This window comes from Bacteroidia bacterium, from assembly GCA_041391665.1.
In the GTDB taxonomy this organism is placed as follows: domain Bacteria; phylum Bacteroidota; class Bacteroidia; order J057; family J057; genus JAGQVA01.
In genome coordinates this window covers 1,156,855-1,173,790 of the sequence record JAWKNO010000001.1, presented here as the reverse complement: position 1 = coordinate 1,173,790, position 16,936 = coordinate 1,156,855, and the positions used below count along the sequence as shown (strand labels likewise).

Here is a 16,936-nt window from a genome sequence, read left to right as displayed (position 1 = left end):
GAATAGATTCTAACAGAGTTTAAATTTACAACTTTTCAACAAAATGACTAGACCAGTAAACTACTGACTATTTTATCAGATGCCGATACAATCTCTTTTCAACACAGAGGCCGTCTCCCGGCTGATCCGCACCCGCCGATCCATTTTCCCGCGGCAGTACTCCGGGGAAGTGATTCCACGGGAATCCATCGAATTAATGCTGGAAAACGCCCATTGGGCACCCAATCACGGGCATACAGAACCCTGGTTTTTTAAGGTATTTACGGGAGAAGGGCTGAAAAATCTGGGGGAGGCGCATTCGGGAATGTATAAAACCCAGACTCCCGAAGACAAATTCACCCCGGTCAAATACGACAAGCTGCGCAACAATCCCTTGAAGTGCTCCCATATCATTGCGATCTGCATGCGGGCAGGTACAAATCCCAAGATACCCGAGACCGAAGAAATTGCCGCTGTCGCGGCTGCCGTTCAGAATATGCATCTGACTGCTACTGCCCTGGGCATCGGGGGCTACTGGAGCAGTGGCGGAGCGACTTATACCGACGAAATGAAAACCTGGCTGGGCTTATCCCCTACTGACAAATGTTTGGGATTTTTTTATCTGGGTGTACCTACCGGCGAATGGCCCGAAGGCCTCAGGAAAACTACGTGGCAGGAGAAGGTGGAGTGGGTGGAGTGAGGTTTCACCCCCCAATCGTATCAATGCCCTTATGTTTTTCCTGCGACTGGTCGAGCAAAAACTGCTGCACATCAAACCCGCCACGGGACTTGCTTCGGACATAGTCGCCATCCGGTGTCAGATACCGGGATTTTACTTCATCGTTGATCAAATATTGTAAAATACTCCTTACCCGTACTTTTGTCTGCGCATCTTCGACGGGAAACAGCAGTTCTACCCTTCGGTTGAGATTTCGCTGCATCAGGTCGGCGCTGCCGAGGTAAATCTGCGACTCGCCGCTGTGTTTGAAATAGAATATTCGCGAATGCTCCAAAAATCTGCCTACAATACTTTTCACCCGAATATTCTCACTTATCCCCTTTACCCCCGGACGAAGACAACATATTCCCCTGACGATCAACTCGACTTTTATACCCTTCACCGACGCCTGGTACAAGGCCTGAATCATCTCCGGGTCAACCAGAGAGTTCATCACAATGATGATTTTAGAAGGATTGGTATCCGAATGTTTATTGGTACACTCCCGTATGAGTCGAAGCATATCATCTCTCAAGGTAAGCGGAGCCACCAGAAATTTATTCCATTTCTTTTGCATCGAATACCCTGTCAACAGGTTAAAAAGCCCCGAAGCATCTTCGCCCATCGCTTCATCGCAGGTCATGAGCGAAAGGTCTGTGTATATCCGCGCCGTAGTCGCATTGTAGTTGCCTGTACCCAGATGAAGGTATCTGCGGATTTTGGGTCCTTCCTGCCGCACAACCATACATATCTTGCAATGGGTCTTCAGGCCCAAAACCCCATACACCACATTTACCCCGGAACGATCCAGCTCCTTCGCCCATTCAATATTGTTTTGCTCGTCGAATCTGGCTTTCAGCTCGATCAGCGCGGTAACCTGTTTGCCGTTGTTGACAGCCATTTTTAATGCCTGCACAATCGGTGAGTTGCCACTGGTGCGGTACAACGTCTGCTTGATCGCCAGCACCTGCGGGTCTTCGGCAGCTTCCTGTATAAAATCTACCACATGGTTGAAACTGTCATACGGGTGGTGAAGCAGGATATCCCCCTGGGAAATGGTTTCAAACACATTGCGGTCATGCACAAACCTGTGGCTAAGTGCCGGGGAAAAAGGTGGGTCCTTCAGGTCATTGTGCCCAAGTGAAAGAAAAGCCATAAAAGCCGAAAGGTCGAGGAATGAGGGAACGTCATAAACGTCTGCTTCCAGCAGACGGGTTACGTTTTTTAAAAATTTGCGGTTTTCCTCCGTCATTTCATGGCTCACCTCCAGCCGGATCAATGTCCCTGCCCTTCGTTTTCGCAACTCCCGTTCGATCAGTTTGAGCAAATCATCGGCCTCCGCCTCGGAAAGATCCAGGTCGGCATTGCGGGTAATGCGAAACTCCGATACATTCAACACCTTCATATTGGGAAACAACTGCCCTACATGTTCGCGTATCAGATCTTCAATCAGCACAAAGTCCGTTTTCCCCGACTCATTATCGAGAGGAATAAAACGCGGTAAGGTAGAGGGAATATGCACAACCGCTACTTTGCTCTCATTATGATACGGCTTCCGAACTTCTACCAGAAGATTAAGCCCCAATCCTTTAAGTTGAGGAAAAGGATGGGTGGGATCTACCGCCAATGGAGTCAGCACCGGATATACCTGCTCCCGAAAATATTTCTGAAGCTCGGCTTTCTGATTTTTACGGAGGTTGGCTATGTTGCGAAGCCGGATGCCTTTTTTGTGGAGTTTGGGGAGAATATCTTCGTCCAGCAACGTGTACTGTAAAGCAACTGCCCGGTGAACCTGATCCGAAATGTGAAAAAGAATTTCTTCGGGCGTCAGACCATCCGCAGCAATATCCCGTACCCCGGCGGCAAGCTGCTCTTTAAGTCCCGCCACGCGAATCATAAAAAATTCATCCAGATTGGAGCTAAAAATCGCAATAAACTTCAACCGCTCCAGCAAGGGATGAGACACATCCGCAGCTTCTTCCAGCACCCGATCATTAAACCTCAGCCAGCTTAGTTCACGGTTAAAATAATGTCCGGTATCTTTTAACTGTTTCACCATGGCTAAAAATACATTTATTTTCTAAATACAACCCATTTTACAGCAGATACACTTTGTCATGGGAAATTGTTAATTTTGCAGCATGCGTTTATTTCTCTGTGCGTATATCATGTGTCTGCTGGCCGCCTGTTCTTCCGAAAATTCATTCGAAGGAAAAATTCCCTTTCAGGATTCTATGGAGGGAATGAAGTCAGAAGCATTTGGGGTGGAATATTATTTCTCTGATTCGGCCAGGGTTACGGCAAGACTATCTGCCGGACATTTGATCGAAAAAGAAGAAGGTGAAGACCCACACTTTTACATTGTTCAATATATGGACAACGGCGTGGAAATCAATTTTCTCAACTCCGATGGCCTGACTACCAGCAAAATCAACTCAGAGTCAGGCATATATAATAAGGAACAAGGTATGGCTGAACTTGACGGCTCGGTTGTCCTGCTCAATGGAAAGGGTGAAAAACTTGAAACAGAACAATTGTTTTGGGATGAACGCAAGGATTCCATTTATACCACTAAATTTGTACGGATCGAAACTCCTGAGCGGATCATTACGGGAGATCATGGGATGCGTGCCAATTCGGAGTTTACGGCATGGACCATCCTCGAATCCCGGGGAGAACTTACGATTGACGATGAATAGCTTATGAAGTATTTTGAATATGTATACATAGTCCTGGCCATCATGACAATGATATTTATGGCCACAGAATATGACAATCTCCCCACCAGCACGGTAGGACTATTGATGTTTGCGATATTTCTGTTTTCTTTTATGTTTGTCTTTCGCCGCCGGCAGCGGATTCGCGTGGATGAGTATATGGAAGAAGAACGACGCAAACTGGAAGCGGAACTCGAAGAAGAAGATAAGTGATGGAACTGTTTTTGGCCATACTCATGCTGGTGTTTTCTTTCTTTTTTTCAGGAATAGAAATCGCCTTTATTTCAGCCAACCGGTTGAAGATCGAGTTAAAAACTGTACAGGGAGACCGCGCCGGGGAAATCCTGTCCAATTTCAATAAAAAAACCTCAGAGGTATTGATCACGATCCTCATCGGCAACAACCTCGCGCTGGTGGTATTTACTATCATGATGGAAAAACTTTCGGCGCCCGGTATGGAAACTTACCTGGGGATTGATCCCGAAAATTCATACCTGATTTACACTTTCCTTCAGGCAATCATTTCGACGATTATCGTTTTGGTTCTGGCCGAATATATTCCCAAAGCCATTTTCCGACGCAACTCAGACCAGATTGTATTTCCTTCTGCATATGTGCTTTATTTTTTCTACGTCCTGCTGCGAATACCCGTCTGGGCAGTAAATATCGTCTCAAAAATATTACTCCAGATTTTTTTCCGGCACAGAACCGATGACAAAATCGTCGAACTGGACAAAAAAGATCTGGACGAATATATTCAGGAGATCATCGCAACCAGTGAGTCACTGCCTGTACCCGATCTGGATACAGAAATGCTCACCAATGCACTCGCGCTGAAAGAAACCAAAGCCCGCGAGTGTATGATTCCCCGAACAGAAATTGTGGCTACCTCGATCCATACAAGTTTTGACGAGCTTGTGGATCTGTTTCTGGAAACGGGTCTGTCAAAAATTATTATTCACGGCGATAATCTCGACGATATCAAAGGATTTGTCCATTCCAACGGCCTTTTCCGAAAACCCGATAGCATTGAAACCATTATTCAGCCGGTATTGATCGTACCGGAAACCATGCCAGCCAATGTCCTGCTCGCCGAGCTTACTGAAAACAAAAGAAGTGTGGCCATTGTCGTGGATGAATTTGGCGGAACATCGGGGATGGTGACAATGGAAGATCTGGTCGAAGAGGTGTTTGGAGAAATCGAAGACGAACACGATGACCCGGAAGACGAAGAACCCGAAGAAGATATGGTCATTGTCGAGGAAAAGGATGGATCGTATATCATCGGAGCCAGAAATGAAATATACGAACTCAATGAAAAGCTGGAACTTAACCTTCCGGAAGAAGAATATTATACAACGCTGGGCGGGATGATCATGCATATTTCAGAAAAAATACCCGCTCAGGACGAGGTTGTAGAGATTCATGGGTACAATATTACCATCCTGAATGCGACTCAAAACCGAATTATCGCTGTAAAACTGCAAAAAAGAAATTTCGGTGAATAACCACTATTTGAATTTAACGCCGAATGCGCGTAATTTGCAGGGCTAAAATTTTAAAGCAAACTTAAAAGCTACTGTTATGTCTGCACTGAGTATGATCCGGCACAACATGACGCTGATCGTAATACTGATCGCGCTAGCGTTGTTGGCCTTTATTCTGACGGACCTTTTCACCGGCCTGGGGCCTGCAATGGCCGCACCTCCGGACGCAGGTGTTGTCGCCGGACAGTCGATCTCCTGGCGGGATTATGAGGACCGGGTAAATATCGCTTCCAACCAATCCGGTGGCGGGGCCAATGAATTGGTACGCGGCCGTATGGCTGACCAGGTCTGGGATGCCATGGTTTCAGAAATTATCTGGGACAAAGAGCTGAAAAACGCCGGACTTGAAGTCACAGGAGATGAAATCTACGACATGTTCGCTGGAAAAGAGATTTCTCCTATCATCAGAAACTATATCCTCCCTCCCGGACAGCCCTATGACCAGAACGCCATGAAAAGGCAACTGGAACAAATCATGGAAAATCCGGAACTCGCACCCCAGCTGAAACAACTGGAAGATTACGCTGCCCGTTCACGGGGTATTGAGCGTTATTTCGGCATCATTAAAGCCGGATATCCCAGTTCTCTTGCTGCTGCGAAACAAAAAAACATCGATCAGAACCGCAAAGTAAGCCTCTCTTTCCTGAGTGTGCCTTATGCATCTATGCCTGATTCTGCGGTTTCTGCCTCCGAAAGCGAAATGCGCGCTTACATCGCGGCCCACAAAGAAGATTACAAACAGGAGAAAGAAACGCTGATCCGGTTTGTGCGATTTGAGGTCAAACCCAGCGCAAGTGATTCTTCCAAAGCGTATCTGGAAATCATGAAGCGGAAAGCACAGTTTGCCGCGGCTTCCAACGACTCCATTTTTACTTCCAATAAAAGCCGTACGCCCTATTCCGAAAACTTCCGTCCGGTCAGCGATCTCGCGGAAAGTGTTAGGGACAGCATTGTCCGCGCTCCGGAAAAAGCAGTTTTCGGACCGGTACTTACGGGGGGCTATTATAAAGTATTCAAGCTCGTTGCTTCAGAAGACGCAGAAGAATCTTCTGCTAAAATCAGCCACATCCTGATTACCCCGGCTGGTACTACAGCGGCAGACAGTGCGGCTGCAAAAACAAAAGCAGCTGATCTGGCCCGCCAGGCAAACAGCAGCAATTTTGCTTCTCTCGCTACTGAAAATTCCCAGGATTTTACAACCCGCAACAATGGCGGCTCACTCGGCTGGTACCGCAAAGGACAGTTTGGCGAAGATTTCGACAAAGCAGTTGCCGCAGCTTCAGCAGGTAGCATCATCGGACCGGTAAAAGGCCAGCGCGGTTACCACGTTGTACAAGTATTGGACAAAACCAGCAAAAACTTCTCTGTTGCTGATATTGAAGAAGAAATCACTTACACCACTCCTACCCGCGACAGCGTGTACAGAGCGGCCAACCAGTTTGCCGCAAAAGCAAACCAACTGGGTGATATCAATCAGGCTGCAACCGAAACCGGTTATATCGCTTTCGAAAGCAACCCACTCACAGAAACCACCCGCGATGTTCAAGGCATCAATGGCGGGCGCGAACTGGTGATTTGGGCGATCAACTCCCCAGCTGGTGCGCAATCCAAAGTGCTTCGCATCAATGATGACTACGTATTTGCCCAGGTTACCCGCAAATTTGAAGAAGGCGTACAAGATCTCGATATGGTTCGCGAAGACGTAGAGATCAAGGTCCTCAATGAGAAAAAAGGTAAACTCATCAAAGACAAACTGGCTTCTATCGGCGGACAGGACCTCAATGCGATGAAAACTGCCTACGGTGCAGGCGCGACTGTAAGCTCCGCTGAAAACATCAGCTTTGAAAGCTACAGCATCCCCGGCATTGGCGCAGACAAGCTGATCATCGGTAAAGTTTCAGGCATGCAGCCCGGTGAAGTCAGCAAACCTATCGCTGGAGACAACGGCGTATATGTGCTGCAAGTAACAGGTGTTACCGAGGCACCCGAAATGGACGAAGCCACACTCGCCAGCAGCAAGGCATCCAATGCCGCTATCCAGCAGCAGTCGCTGCAAAATAAGGCGGAGCCTGCACTGATCGACCTCGCAAAAGTAAAAGATACCCGCGCCAAAGCAGAAGCCGTACTTCGCTACGGAATCCGTTAAGGTCCAATCATAAAGATTTTTCTAAAGCCATCTCCATTGGGGATGGCTTTTTTTGTGGTGTATCAGGTTTGAGGATTGTAATCTGAAAAACTGATGGTTTTTACTCAATATATTGAGTAAATTTACTCAACGTATTGAGTAAATTATTTCTTATGTATCAACGTCCTCATTTTCAGGAGCTTCTGAAGCGGATAAACGAGCCTCGCAACTTCATTCAGGTTGTAGCGGGACCCCGGCAAGTAGGAAAAACTACGCTGGTCGGGCAACTATTGGACGCCATTGATATGCCTGTTCATTTTGTATCGGCTGACGGTATTGCAAATGGAGACAGCGTTTGGCTTGAACAACAGTGGGAGGTAGCCCGTTTCCGTATGCGACAATCCGGCGCTTCACAAGGGGTTCTTGCGATTGATGAGATTCAGAAAATCCCCAATTGGTCTGAAATAGTAAAAGCTAACTGGGACGCCGACACCCGGCAAAAAAACGGGCTCAAAGTAGTTCTGTTGGGTTCTTCACGTTTACTGTTGCAGCAAGGCCTGACAGAATCCCTGACAGGGCGTTTTGAGTTGACTTACCTCGGGCATTGGTCTCTGGCAGAAATGAATGCTGCATTTGATATGACTGCTGAGCAATTTGTCTGGTTTGGAGGATATCCGGGGTCGGCATTTTTGATTCCTGACGAACTTCGATGGAAACAATATGTTTCTGATTCTCTGATTGAGCCCAGCATTTCCCGGGATATATTGTCCCTGACACGGGTTGATAAACCCGCCTTGTTGCGCAGGTTGTTTGAGTTTGGCTGTTTGTACTCAGGGCAGATTGTATCCTATAGTAAAATGGTTGGGCAGCTTCATAATGCCGGTAATACAACCACATTAGCTCATTATCTGGAATTACTGGATTCGGCGGGATTGTTAGGGGGATTGGAAAAATTTTCGGGCAATCATCTGCGGCAAAGAGCATCAAGTCCAAAGTTTCAGGTACACAATACAGCCCTGATTGCAGCCAAACACCCTGAACAATTTGCAACCATCACCGGGCAACCAGAGCAATGGGGGCGTTTGGTCGAGTCAGCCGTAGGAGCCCATTTGCTAAATTACGCCAGACAAGCACACTATCAGCTTTTTTACTGGCGGGAAGGCAACGATGAGGTAGATTTTGTCATTGAATATCACGGCAAAACCCTTGCATTGGAAATCAAAAGCAGTATTGCCCGCAGCTATTCCGGGATGGAGAAATTTCGCCAAAAATTTCAGCCCGGAAAAATACTTCTGATAGGCAAAACCGGCATTCCCTGGCAGGAATTTCTACAGATCAATCCATTGGAATTGTTGTAAGATTCCATTAGGAAGTATCCAAACCAGGACATTTTAAAAAATCCATCCACCCTTTCCCTAAGGTCTGACAGATTTATGGTCACGCCTGAAAAATTATTGTATATTGGGGAAAAAGACTGCCGATACAATGTCTAAAACACAGATTCAAAAACTCATTTCCGAAGCTCGTATGGCGGAAGCACTGCAATTACTGACTTCCGTAGTGCCCGCACATTTACAAAATGAAGCCTTGCAACTAAATAACCGCTTTAAAGCCCTGGAAAGAGAAAAACGCATGGGAATATTGAGCAGTTCAGAGGCCACAATCAGATCCAATCAGATCACCAACGATACCCTGGATCTCCTGAACCAGTTTTCCTCCGCTCCGGTCAACAGCGGCGTAAACCAAACCCATCACGGCTCCGGCGACAATGTCGCAGGAAATAAAACTATTATCGGCAGGCAGATCAATATGGGGGACGGCGGCACCTATATCGAAAATCAGCAATCAGCAATACCAGTCAATCCGTCTCCCCCGTCAGCGATTAAAATCCTCTTCCTTGCGGCTTTGCCCGACGACCAGTACCGATTTCAGTCAGAGTTTGACACCATTCAGGATAAGGTCAGACCGAGTATTCAGCGTGGAGAGCTTGATTTTCTCCTTCCTACCTGGGATACCGACTACGACCGGCTCCTGACCCGTCTCAAAGAAGACCGACCCCATGTACTTCATTATTCCGGCCATGGAACAACTGATGGCATGTGCCTGATTAACCCCTCAAATAGAGAGACACAGCTATTGGAAAACCACGAACTGGAAGATATTTTTGAGGGAAGAACTTCTTACCTCAAACTGGTATTTCTCAGCAGTTGTTTCTCCTCTACACAGGCAGAAATCATTTCTGCCCAGGGAATCTATGTGCTGGGGATAAAAGAGACCGAAATAAAAGATGAAGTTGCCGTCGCGCTGGCCGAGCGGTTTTACCTCGGATTTACTTCCCAGGAACCCCCTATCAGTATCGAAAAAGCCATTCGCAGGGGCTGTAACAATTTTGCCAAAACCTATACCGAGCATGCATCTTTCATCTCTCTCTGGAAGGATGGAAAAGAAACCGATTATAAAAAGCTATAACTCAAGATATGAACAGCAGCATCGTACAGAAAAAAGGATATACATGGGTGGTTCTTCCCAAGGAAGGAATTTTACCACTGACCCTGCTCGAAGAATCGTCTGTTGGTCTGTTTAAACGCCTGCGAAACCTACTTCCCGGAGCACAGCACAATCTGGAAGTTTACAGTGAAAGCTTATTTGACCTTTTTCCCAAACCTGCCCAGGGAAAAATACCCAAAGTAAGCAAGGCCAAAGCTATCGCTTTTTTTAAGGGCAAAGACGTGGTGGAAACCGGAGGCGGGTTTGAACTCAAAGGTCTGCAACACTTTAAAGCGCTGAATGCAGGCGCAGAAGCAAACATCAAAAAAGCCCGCAAACTATTATATGATTTTACTGATCCCAAACTCTACGATATCAGCAATAGAGTCCTGCTGGAAGAGCATCTCAATCTCTGCAAACCGGAGACAAAAGCCCCGGGAATTCTCAGGAAACTAAAATCCGGAAAGCTGTTTGTAGTTACGGACGTTCTTCAAACCCAAAACTTCCTCATCAGAGATGCCTCAGACTTTGAGCTGTCGGGAGATATATCCGCCGATGCCATCGAAGGGTACCTGGCCAAAGCCGGAGCAGATGTGCACCGCGACAAAGACAAAAGCAATACGGTCGCCTACGAAGGCGAAAAACCTGTAACCTTCGCAATTAAAGCCAGCCGTATTCTCTACAATGAAGAAGATGACTCATACACGCTAAGAAGAGAGAAATCAGCCACGGTAAGGGGGGTTGCGGAGGGTCTCAATACCGACAGCAAGGATATATTCTGGATGGAGATTGAGGATTGAAAGGTGGTGATCTGAAGATTGCTCTGATGATGGGAAGCCACGAATGACGCGAATTTGCGCGAATGGTTTTTGCGCTTCGTGGTGATCTGAAGATTGCTCTGATGATGGGAAGCCACGAATAACACGAATTTGCGCGAATGGTTTTTGCGCTGATTTTCGTGTTTATTCGTGACATTCGTGGCTGACTTTTTCTGGCCATATCTTGAGATAAGCCACAAACATTCCCCCAATCATCTCCCTACCGCTGCGCGTCTACCACTGAAATTGCGATCATATTTACAATCTCGCGGGTAGTACTGCCCAGTTGCAGCAGGTGAACCGGTTTTTTCAAACCCAAAAGTACCGGGCCGATTTTTTCGATTCCTGCCAGTTCCTTCACCAGGTTGTAGGCGATATTGGAAGCTGAAAGATTGGGGAAAATAAGCACATTGGCGCCTGCTTCTGCCAGCGTAGAGAATGGATAATTTTCTCTCAGCAGGTCAGTCTGAAACGGCAAATGCGCCTGTATCTCTCCATCTGCAATCAGCGACGGATACTGTGTCTTTAAGATCTCCACCGCCTTGCGCATTTTGATCGCATCCTCCCCGGCAGCACTCCCAAAATTGGAGTAAGTCAGCAGGGCAATACGGGGTTTGATGTTAAATTTTTCGACTTCTTTCGCCGCCAAACGGGCGATTTCGACAATGTCTTCTGCGGTAGGATTAAAATTTACGCTGGTATCGGCTAGGAAAAGCGGACCAAAACGGCTCATCAGGATATACATCCCCGATACTTTTTTTACATCTTCCTGCCGACCGATCGTCTGCAAAGCGGGGCGTATGGAGTCAGGGTAGTTGCGCGTCATACCGCCTACCATTGCATCAGCTTCGCCGGCATCCACCATCATACAGCCAAAATAATTGCGGCGCCGCACCATATCATGCGCTTCGCTTTTGTTGTAACCTCTCCGCTGGCGTTTTTCAAAAAACGTATCGCCAAACTTCTCCAGCCGCAATTTGTCTGCTTCATTTTGCGGAGACATCGGGTCGATGATTTCAACATCCGCCAGATCCAGATAGTTTTCGGCAATCAATTGTCTGATCTTTGAGACTTTTCCCAATAAAACGGGCGTGGCGATTTTGTCGTCCCTCACCTGCTGGGCTGCTTTTAATACAGCGATATTTTCTGCGTCGGCAAGCACAACCCGCTTGGGATTTAGTTTGGCTTTGTTGATGATTCCCCGGGTGAGGGTATTGTCCTGCCCCAGTCTTTTGGATAACTGGGTTTCATAAGCATCCCAGTCTGTGATCGGGAATTTGGCGACGCCGCTTTCCATCGCTGCCCTGGCCACAGCAGGAGCGACGGTCGTGAGCAGGCGGGGGTCAACGGGTTTGGGGATAATGTATTCTTTACCAAAAACCAGATTTCCACCTCCATAAGCCATATTTACACTTTCGGGAACGGGCTTTTTGGCAAGATCGGCAAGGGCATATACCGCAGCCAGTTTCATTTCTTCGTTGATCACTTTGGACCTCACATCCAACGCCCCGCGGAAGATATAGGGGAATCCCAGTACATTATTGACCTGGTTGGGATAGTCGCTGCGGCCCGTGGCGAAAATGATGTCTTTGCGCACGGCAAGCGCATCTTCATAGCTGATTTCCGGTGTAGGATTGGCCATGGCAAATACAATACAGTCTTTGGCCATAGCACTCACCATCTCTTGTGTCATTACATTGCCTTTGGAAAGTCCGATAAACACATCGGCATTTACCAGCGCCTCTGCGAGGGTGGTTGTAGCAGGCGCTTTGTCATTGGCAAATTCGCGTTTTTTTCCGTCCAGATTGGTACGGTCAGGATGGATCAAGCCTTTGGAGTCAAACATAAAGATATTCTCCTTTTGTGCGCCCAGGCGGCAGTACAGGTTCGTACACGAACTCGCAGAAGCCCCGGCTCCGTTGACGACAAATTTGGCTTTTGAGATATCTTTGCCCACCAGTTCGAGCGAGTTGAGCAAAGCAGCCGCGCTGATAATGGCCGTACCATGCTGGTCGTCGTGCATGACCGGGATATTGAGCTCAGCTTTTAGTCGTTCCTCAATTTCAAAACACTCAGGCGCAGAAATATCCTCAAGGTTTACACCTCCAAAAGTTGGTTCGAGGATTTTGACAGTTCGGACAAATTCGTCTACATCTTTGGTGTTGAGTTCTATATCAAAAACATCTATATCTGCATAAATTTTAAACAGCAGCCCTTTGCCTTCCATCACGGGCTTGCCCGCTTCAGGCCCAATGTCTCCCAGTCCCAATACTGCGGTGCCATTGGAAATAACCGCTACCAGATTCCCTTTGGCGGTATATTTATAGACATCTTCAGGAGTTTCGGCGATAGCCAGACAGGGTTCTGCAACCCCGGGAGAGTAGGCAAGCGTCAGGTCACGCTGGGTCGCAGTTTCTTTTGAGGGAATGACTTCTATTTTACCCGGGCGGCCTTTGGCGTGATAGTGGAGCGCCTCTTCTTTAAGTGTTTTTTTTGAGCTCATGTAGCGCGAAGTAGTTTTTAGAATTAGTCCTGAACAGAAAAAATTATTCTTAATCAAACCATAAAATTAAACAATTGTCGGCGGATTAAAAGAAAAATGAATGATGTAGGCAAAAATGAGCGTGCGTTCACTCCTCGTTCAATATCCCCTTATACATCCGCCCGATGGGGATTTCTTCTTCGCCAATCTCAATGTCATGGGCCGTATAGGCTGTGATTTTGTCTCTGGCAACAATAAATGACCTATGTACCCGCAGAAATCTGTCTGCGGGTAGATGTGTCATAAAATTGCCGACTGATTCTTTGGTCATAATCTTCCGGTCCTTCATCACAATTTTTACATAATCCTTCACGCCCTCGATATACAGGATTTCGTCCAGCGCTATCCGCATTGTTTTTCGGTCAGCCCTGACAAAGATGAAACGGTTTTCGACAGACTCAGAAGCTGGTTTCGTTGACTCTTTTTTCTGTATAAATTTATCAATCGCCTGCACAAATCTTTTGAAAGGAATCGGTTTGACCAGATAGTCCAGTACATTCAATTCAAATCCTTCCACTGCATATTCGCGGTAAGCCGTGGTGATGATCACTTCCGGTTTTTCCTGCATGGCTTCAATCAGCTCCAGTCCTGTGAGGCCTGGCATTTCGATGTCGAGAAACAATAGGTCGGGGCAAATCACTTTGATCTTCGGGTAGGCCTCCACCGGGTCGGAAAATTTCCCCATGACCGTAAACTGCTCAAATCCGGACAGATATTTTTCAATCACATCCAGCGCCAGCGGTTCGTCGTCGAGAATCACACAGTTGTATTTATTCATCTTTCAATTCCAGTTCAAATTTTACCGAAAAAAACCTTTCGTCTTCCTTTATTTCCAACCGATGCCGCCCGGGATAAATGAGCACCAGCCTTTTGCGAATATTCTCCAACCCTACCCCACCATTCCCGGTTTCCTGTTTTTTTGAATCTCGTTTGCTGTTGCGGATGTAAAAAACCAGCTTTTCTGCTACATTCAACTGCATATTGACCTCAAACCGCCCGTTTTTCCCCCTTCCTCCGTGTTTGAAACAATTCTCCACAAAAGGCAAAAGGATCAACGGTGAAACCAGCAAAGATTCATTTTGTACATTCAGGTCAAACACTATTTCCAGATGCTCTCCGTACCGCAGCCGCTCCAGTTCGAGGTAGTTGTGAATCAGTTGAACTTCCCGCGACAGGGGAACAGTCTCCTTGTTTGCCCAATATACCAGATAGTCAAGTAATTCGGTAAGGCGCAATATGCTGTCCGCCACCAGATCAGAGTTGCTGAGAGCCAGGCTGTAGATATTATTAAGGGTGTTGAATAAAAAATGCGGGTGGAGTTGAGCCTTCAGCAACTGAATTTCAGCATCTGCTTTGGCTTTGATCAGTTGGGCGTTGATTTTTTCTTTTTTTCGCCAGTCTCCGATGATGTACAGACAAACCGCCAGCGCAATCAGCGAATAATCCCGAATCACGTTCTTCACAATTTTGGAAGCAGGCATCCGGAAATAAATATCTTCCCGAAGGTATACAATCAGTTCGGTAAGCCGCAGGCGTGAAAAAAATACTGCAAAAGCTACCGCCAGCACAATCAATACAAACCATCCGGTTTTCCCTCGTTGCAGATAGCGCGGTACGGCAAAAAGTGTAATAAAATACGTCGGAATCATCAGTAAAGGCAGCGTATAAATCGTCATTTGAAGAAATTCCATTCGCTGATCCCACGGTACGTGTACAGTATTTGCCAGGTATTCTGACAAGACATAAGCTGTCCATAATAAAAAATGAATGATGATTTCTTTGTGCCGTTGCATGGGTTGGGTTAAATGGTAAAAATGCCTTTGCCCAAGTTCGCCATTTTCCGGCAGGATTTCCGGCTCTTCCTCTACGGCAAATGGTCGTTGGTCTATTAAGTCACCAGTCCCCGTTTCCGCAGACTATATTCAACCCAACAACAAATCTTTTAATCCAAACAGATATGAAAAAAAACATGGTAATGAACCTGATTCTGGCCCTTCCGGTATTTTTACTGATGAGTGCATTTACAGGAACAACAACGCTGACCGACGACAGTATTGCCGGCGGCGCATACCTGACATTTGCAGGAAAACACAGCGGTGAAATCGCCGTGGCAGAGATTGTCAGCCACAAAGAGCTGAGCGTAACCGGATGCGCTGCAGGGTCAAAAATCTATCAGTTTACCCTGAACGTGAGGAAAGACGGGAAAATCCTCTCATTTAGCGGCAAATCACCTTTGCTGAGCGCTGAAGTACAGGCCGCCTTAAAAACCCTGAAAAAAGGCGACAGCTTTTACTTCGAAAAAGTCAAAGCCCATGAGCCGGAAGGATATTCAGTGGACGTGAGAGCAGGGACTTTCACAGTTGTGTGAAGGCGAAATTGCACCTTTTCAGAGAAAAGCCAGACATCCTACAACAGCCGGGTTTTCTGCGACAAATTGATCCTCCTTTACCAGGGAATAAATCTCTTCTTTCGTAGCCAACCTGGCTTCACTTACTTCTTCCGGCTGGCATACAATCGCCTCCATATCTATGTCTTCCTCAAATAGCCATATGTCAGAGAAATAAGAACATTCGCTATTGTGTTTTACGCTTCTGATAAGTACGCCTTCATCGGTTAAATCAATCCCCAACTCTTCTTTTACTTCTCTTTTTACGGCTGTTATACTATCATCTCCGGCGAGTGCAGAACCACCGGTTACCTCCCATTTGTTCGGAGATGTTTTATTGGGGGTTCGTTTGGAGATGATAAATTTTCCCTGTGAGTTTCTGATAAATGCAAATACTACGAGATGATATTCATTGGGATTGAGCGCTTCACCCCGAACGATTGTTTTTCCTGTTTTCTGGCGATTTTCATCCAGCACGTCCCATAATTCCATAAGGTATATCTTTTTGATTTGAAGGAATATAACAGCAAAATAAATGTTTACCCCAAAAATCTTTCACATTCCTTCGGACTTCTCAAGCGGACAAATGTAATATGTTCATATTCAATGCCATACGTTATTTTTGAATATCTGGCTTTATTCTGCCAATAGGTTTTTAGCGTCCATAGCACGATTGAATCTTTTGAAAACAGATTCTTAAAACTCTCCCGGTTTCCCGTTCCCGGCCACAATTCCTCCTGACTTATGGCTCTTGAAAATGCCCGTTTCACCGCCTGATATAGCGTGCGGCCAAAACTAAAATCTATCCAGATGATGGTATCAGCATCTTTCCATTTGATCGGTGCAGTTCGGGAATAATTGCCGTCGAGTACCCAGCAACTTTCTTTATCCAGAGCCGCCTTTACATTTTCAAAAAACACTTCATCGGTTGGCATGGCCCAATCTTTTCCCCAGAAAATGGCGTCCATTTCAATATAGGGAATTTGTAGTTTGTGTGATAACCGTTTGGCAAATGTAGATTTACCGGAACCGCTCGTCCCGATTACATTGATTTTTTGCATTTCATGTGGCACATCGGGCTTTATTGATTATAGTTTTTCCCTTCTGTAATCATTTTCTTAATCAAGACCACCTGCCCCAAATGGTAGTAGCAATGTTCGATCATCCCTTCAATATTCCTCAGGTAGTCTCCATATTTTTCGTCCACAAACGCTTCAGACAATTTTTCTCCGGGCATCGTTTCTACCAGTTGGGCAAACATTTCGGCGTCGGCCCAGAGGGTGTCCAGCAGCGTCTCCCAGTCATCCTGTGAAAGAATGGGCGGAAGATCAAAGCTGTATTTATCCCGGATATCCAGCGAGCCGCCTTTGAGCACATTCAATATACCGGCAATGTAGTAGTGAATATGAAAGGTAAGGGCGGCCAGGGTATTCAACGCCCCGACTTTTTGGATAGCCTGCTGCCAGTTTATGTCCGACAACTGTGCTTTAAAATTTGTGTTTGCAATCCATGTTCCGTTTAAGATAACTTCCCTAAACCGATTGGCAAGTTGTGTTGTAGTTTGCATTGATAAAGATTTCACTTTACAAAATATGGTTGGAAAAATGACTTCAAACA

Annotated in this window: 16 protein-coding genes; 9 read left to right on the top strand and 7 right to left on the bottom strand. The window is 46.4% G+C overall.

The window, feature by feature from the left end; all coding sequences use genetic code 11:
- The first annotated feature begins 79 nt into the window (after window positions 1-79).
- Window positions 80-679: a nitroreductase gene (locus tag R3D00_04915; protein MEZ4772504.1), complete on the top strand. Its 600-nt coding sequence runs from the start codon at window positions 80-82 to the stop codon at window positions 677-679.
- 4 nt (window positions 680-683) lie between these two features.
- Here R3D00_04915 and ppk1 read toward each other — a convergent pair whose 3' ends face one another.
- Window positions 684-2,756, bottom strand: coding sequence for a polyphosphate kinase 1 (gene ppk1 / locus R3D00_04910; protein ID MEZ4772503.1), 2,073 nt, complete (start codon window positions 2,754-2,756; stop codon window positions 684-686).
- A gap of 82 nt (window positions 2,757-2,838) precedes the next feature.
- Here ppk1 and lptC point away from each other — a divergent pair, with 82 nt between their 5' ends.
- The 7 genes from lptC (at window position 2,839) to R3D00_04875 (ending at window position 10,373) form a co-directional block, all read left to right on the top strand.
- Window positions 2,839-3,396 (top strand): LPS export ABC transporter periplasmic protein LptC, encoded by a 558-nt coding sequence (gene lptC, locus R3D00_04905; GenBank protein MEZ4772502.1) that lies wholly within the window; start codon window positions 2,839-2,841, stop codon window positions 3,394-3,396.
- A gap of 42 nt (window positions 3,397-3,438) precedes the next feature.
- Window positions 3,439-3,627, top strand: coding sequence for a LapA family protein (locus tag R3D00_04900; GenBank protein ID MEZ4772501.1), 189 nt, complete (start codon window positions 3,439-3,441; stop codon window positions 3,625-3,627).
- A complete protein-coding gene (locus R3D00_04895) occupies window positions 3,627-4,922 on the top strand; it encodes a hemolysin family protein (GenBank protein ID MEZ4772500.1) in 1,296 nt (431 codons plus the stop codon). The genes R3D00_04900 and R3D00_04895 overlap by 1 nt, the downstream gene beginning before the upstream one ends.
- A 76-nt stretch (window positions 4,923-4,998) precedes the next feature.
- The gene (locus tag R3D00_04890) at window positions 4,999-7,107 is read left to right on the top strand and encodes a peptidylprolyl isomerase (GenBank protein ID MEZ4772499.1); all 2,109 of its coding nucleotides are present in this window, start codon (window positions 4,999-5,001) and stop codon (window positions 7,105-7,107) included.
- Between the two features lie 152 nt (window positions 7,108-7,259).
- Window positions 7,260-8,444, top strand: a complete 1,185-nt coding sequence (locus R3D00_04885) for an ATP-binding protein (protein MEZ4772498.1) — start codon at window positions 7,260-7,262, stop codon at window positions 8,442-8,444.
- 127 nt (window positions 8,445-8,571) lie between these two features.
- A complete protein-coding gene (locus tag R3D00_04880) occupies window positions 8,572-9,555 on the top strand; it encodes a CHAT domain-containing protein (protein ID MEZ4772497.1) in 984 nt (327 codons plus the stop codon).
- An 8-nt stretch (window positions 9,556-9,563) separates the two neighbouring features.
- Window positions 9,564-10,373 (top strand): hypothetical protein, encoded by an 810-nt coding sequence (locus R3D00_04875; protein MEZ4772496.1) that lies wholly within the window; start codon window positions 9,564-9,566, stop codon window positions 10,371-10,373.
- Between the two features lie 238 nt (window positions 10,374-10,611).
- Here R3D00_04875 and R3D00_04870 read toward each other — a convergent pair whose 3' ends face one another.
- The 3 genes from R3D00_04870 to R3D00_04860 form a co-directional block, all read right to left on the bottom strand.
- Window positions 10,612-12,894: an NADP-dependent malic enzyme gene (locus R3D00_04870; protein ID MEZ4772495.1), complete on the bottom strand. Its 2,283-nt coding sequence runs from the start codon at window positions 12,892-12,894 to the stop codon at window positions 10,612-10,614.
- Between the two features lie 127 nt (window positions 12,895-13,021).
- On the bottom strand, window positions 13,022-13,711 hold the full coding sequence (locus R3D00_04865; protein ID MEZ4772494.1) for a LytTR family DNA-binding domain-containing protein: 690 nt from the start codon (window positions 13,709-13,711) through the stop codon (window positions 13,022-13,024).
- The gene (locus R3D00_04860) at window positions 13,704-14,726 is read right to left on the bottom strand and encodes a histidine kinase (protein MEZ4772493.1); all 1,023 of its coding nucleotides are present in this window, start codon (window positions 14,724-14,726) and stop codon (window positions 13,704-13,706) included. Before R3D00_04860 ends, R3D00_04865 begins: the two co-directional genes overlap by 8 nt.
- 164 nt (window positions 14,727-14,890) lie before the next feature.
- Between R3D00_04860 and R3D00_04855 the strand changes: the two genes are divergently transcribed.
- The gene (locus tag R3D00_04855; GenBank protein ID MEZ4772492.1) at window positions 14,891-15,301 is read left to right on the top strand and encodes a hypothetical protein; all 411 of its coding nucleotides are present in this window, start codon (window positions 14,891-14,893) and stop codon (window positions 15,299-15,301) included.
- A gap of 18 nt (window positions 15,302-15,319) precedes the next feature.
- Here R3D00_04855 and R3D00_04850 read toward each other — a convergent pair whose 3' ends face one another.
- The 3 genes from R3D00_04850 to R3D00_04840 are packed head-to-tail and all read right to left on the bottom strand — an operon-like array spanning window position 15,320 to window position 16,886.
- Window positions 15,320-15,811, bottom strand: a complete 492-nt coding sequence (locus tag R3D00_04850; protein ID MEZ4772491.1) for an NUDIX domain-containing protein — start codon at window positions 15,809-15,811, stop codon at window positions 15,320-15,322.
- A 47-nt stretch (window positions 15,812-15,858) separates the two neighbouring features.
- Window positions 15,859-16,380 carry a shikimate kinase gene (locus tag R3D00_04845; GenBank protein MEZ4772490.1) on the bottom strand — a complete coding sequence of 174 codons (522 nt, stop codon included), beginning with the start codon at window positions 16,378-16,380 and terminating at the stop codon, window positions 15,859-15,861.
- Between the two features lie 20 nt (window positions 16,381-16,400).
- On the bottom strand, window positions 16,401-16,886 hold the full coding sequence (locus R3D00_04840) for a DUF1572 domain-containing protein (GenBank protein MEZ4772489.1): 486 nt from the start codon (window positions 16,884-16,886) through the stop codon (window positions 16,401-16,403).
- Window positions 16,887-16,936: the final 50 nt, after the last annotated feature.

Bases quoted from the DNA above. Each gene is read 5' to 3' on its own strand.
- R3D00_04915 (MEZ4772504.1), top strand. From the start codon at position 80: ATGCCGATACAATCTCTTTTCAACACAGAGGCCGTCTCCCGGCTGATC.
- ppk1 (MEZ4772503.1), bottom strand. From the start codon at position 2,756: ATGGTGAAACAGTTAAAAGATACCGGACATTATTTTAACCGTGAACTA.
- lptC (MEZ4772502.1), top strand. From the start codon at position 2,839: ATGCGTTTATTTCTCTGTGCGTATATCATGTGTCTGCTGGCCGCCTGT.
- R3D00_04900 (MEZ4772501.1), top strand. From the start codon at position 3,439: ATGACAATGATATTTATGGCCACAGAATATGACAATCTCCCCACCAGC.
- R3D00_04895 (MEZ4772500.1), top strand. From the start codon at position 3,627: ATGGAACTGTTTTTGGCCATACTCATGCTGGTGTTTTCTTTCTTTTTT.
- R3D00_04890 (MEZ4772499.1), top strand. From the start codon at position 4,999: ATGTCTGCACTGAGTATGATCCGGCACAACATGACGCTGATCGTAATA.
- R3D00_04885 (MEZ4772498.1), top strand. From the start codon at position 7,260: ATGTATCAACGTCCTCATTTTCAGGAGCTTCTGAAGCGGATAAACGAG.
- R3D00_04880 (MEZ4772497.1), top strand. From the start codon at position 8,572: ATGTCTAAAACACAGATTCAAAAACTCATTTCCGAAGCTCGTATGGCG.
- R3D00_04875 (MEZ4772496.1), top strand. From the start codon at position 9,564: ATGAACAGCAGCATCGTACAGAAAAAAGGATATACATGGGTGGTTCTT.
- R3D00_04870 (MEZ4772495.1), bottom strand. From the start codon at position 12,894: ATGAGCTCAAAAAAAACACTTAAAGAAGAGGCGCTCCACTATCACGCC.
- R3D00_04865 (MEZ4772494.1), bottom strand. From the start codon at position 13,711: ATGAATAAATACAACTGTGTGATTCTCGACGACGAACCGCTGGCGCTG.
- R3D00_04860 (MEZ4772493.1), bottom strand. From the start codon at position 14,726: ATGCAACGGCACAAAGAAATCATCATTCATTTTTTATTATGGACAGCT.
- R3D00_04855 (MEZ4772492.1), top strand. From the start codon at position 14,891: ATGAAAAAAAACATGGTAATGAACCTGATTCTGGCCCTTCCGGTATTT.
- R3D00_04850 (MEZ4772491.1), bottom strand. From the start codon at position 15,811: ATGGAATTATGGGACGTGCTGGATGAAAATCGCCAGAAAACAGGAAAA.
- R3D00_04845 (MEZ4772490.1), bottom strand. From the start codon at position 16,380: ATGCAAAAAATCAATGTAATCGGGACGAGCGGTTCCGGTAAATCTACA.
- R3D00_04840 (MEZ4772489.1), bottom strand. From the start codon at position 16,886: ATGCAAACTACAACACAACTTGCCAATCGGTTTAGGGAAGTTATCTTA.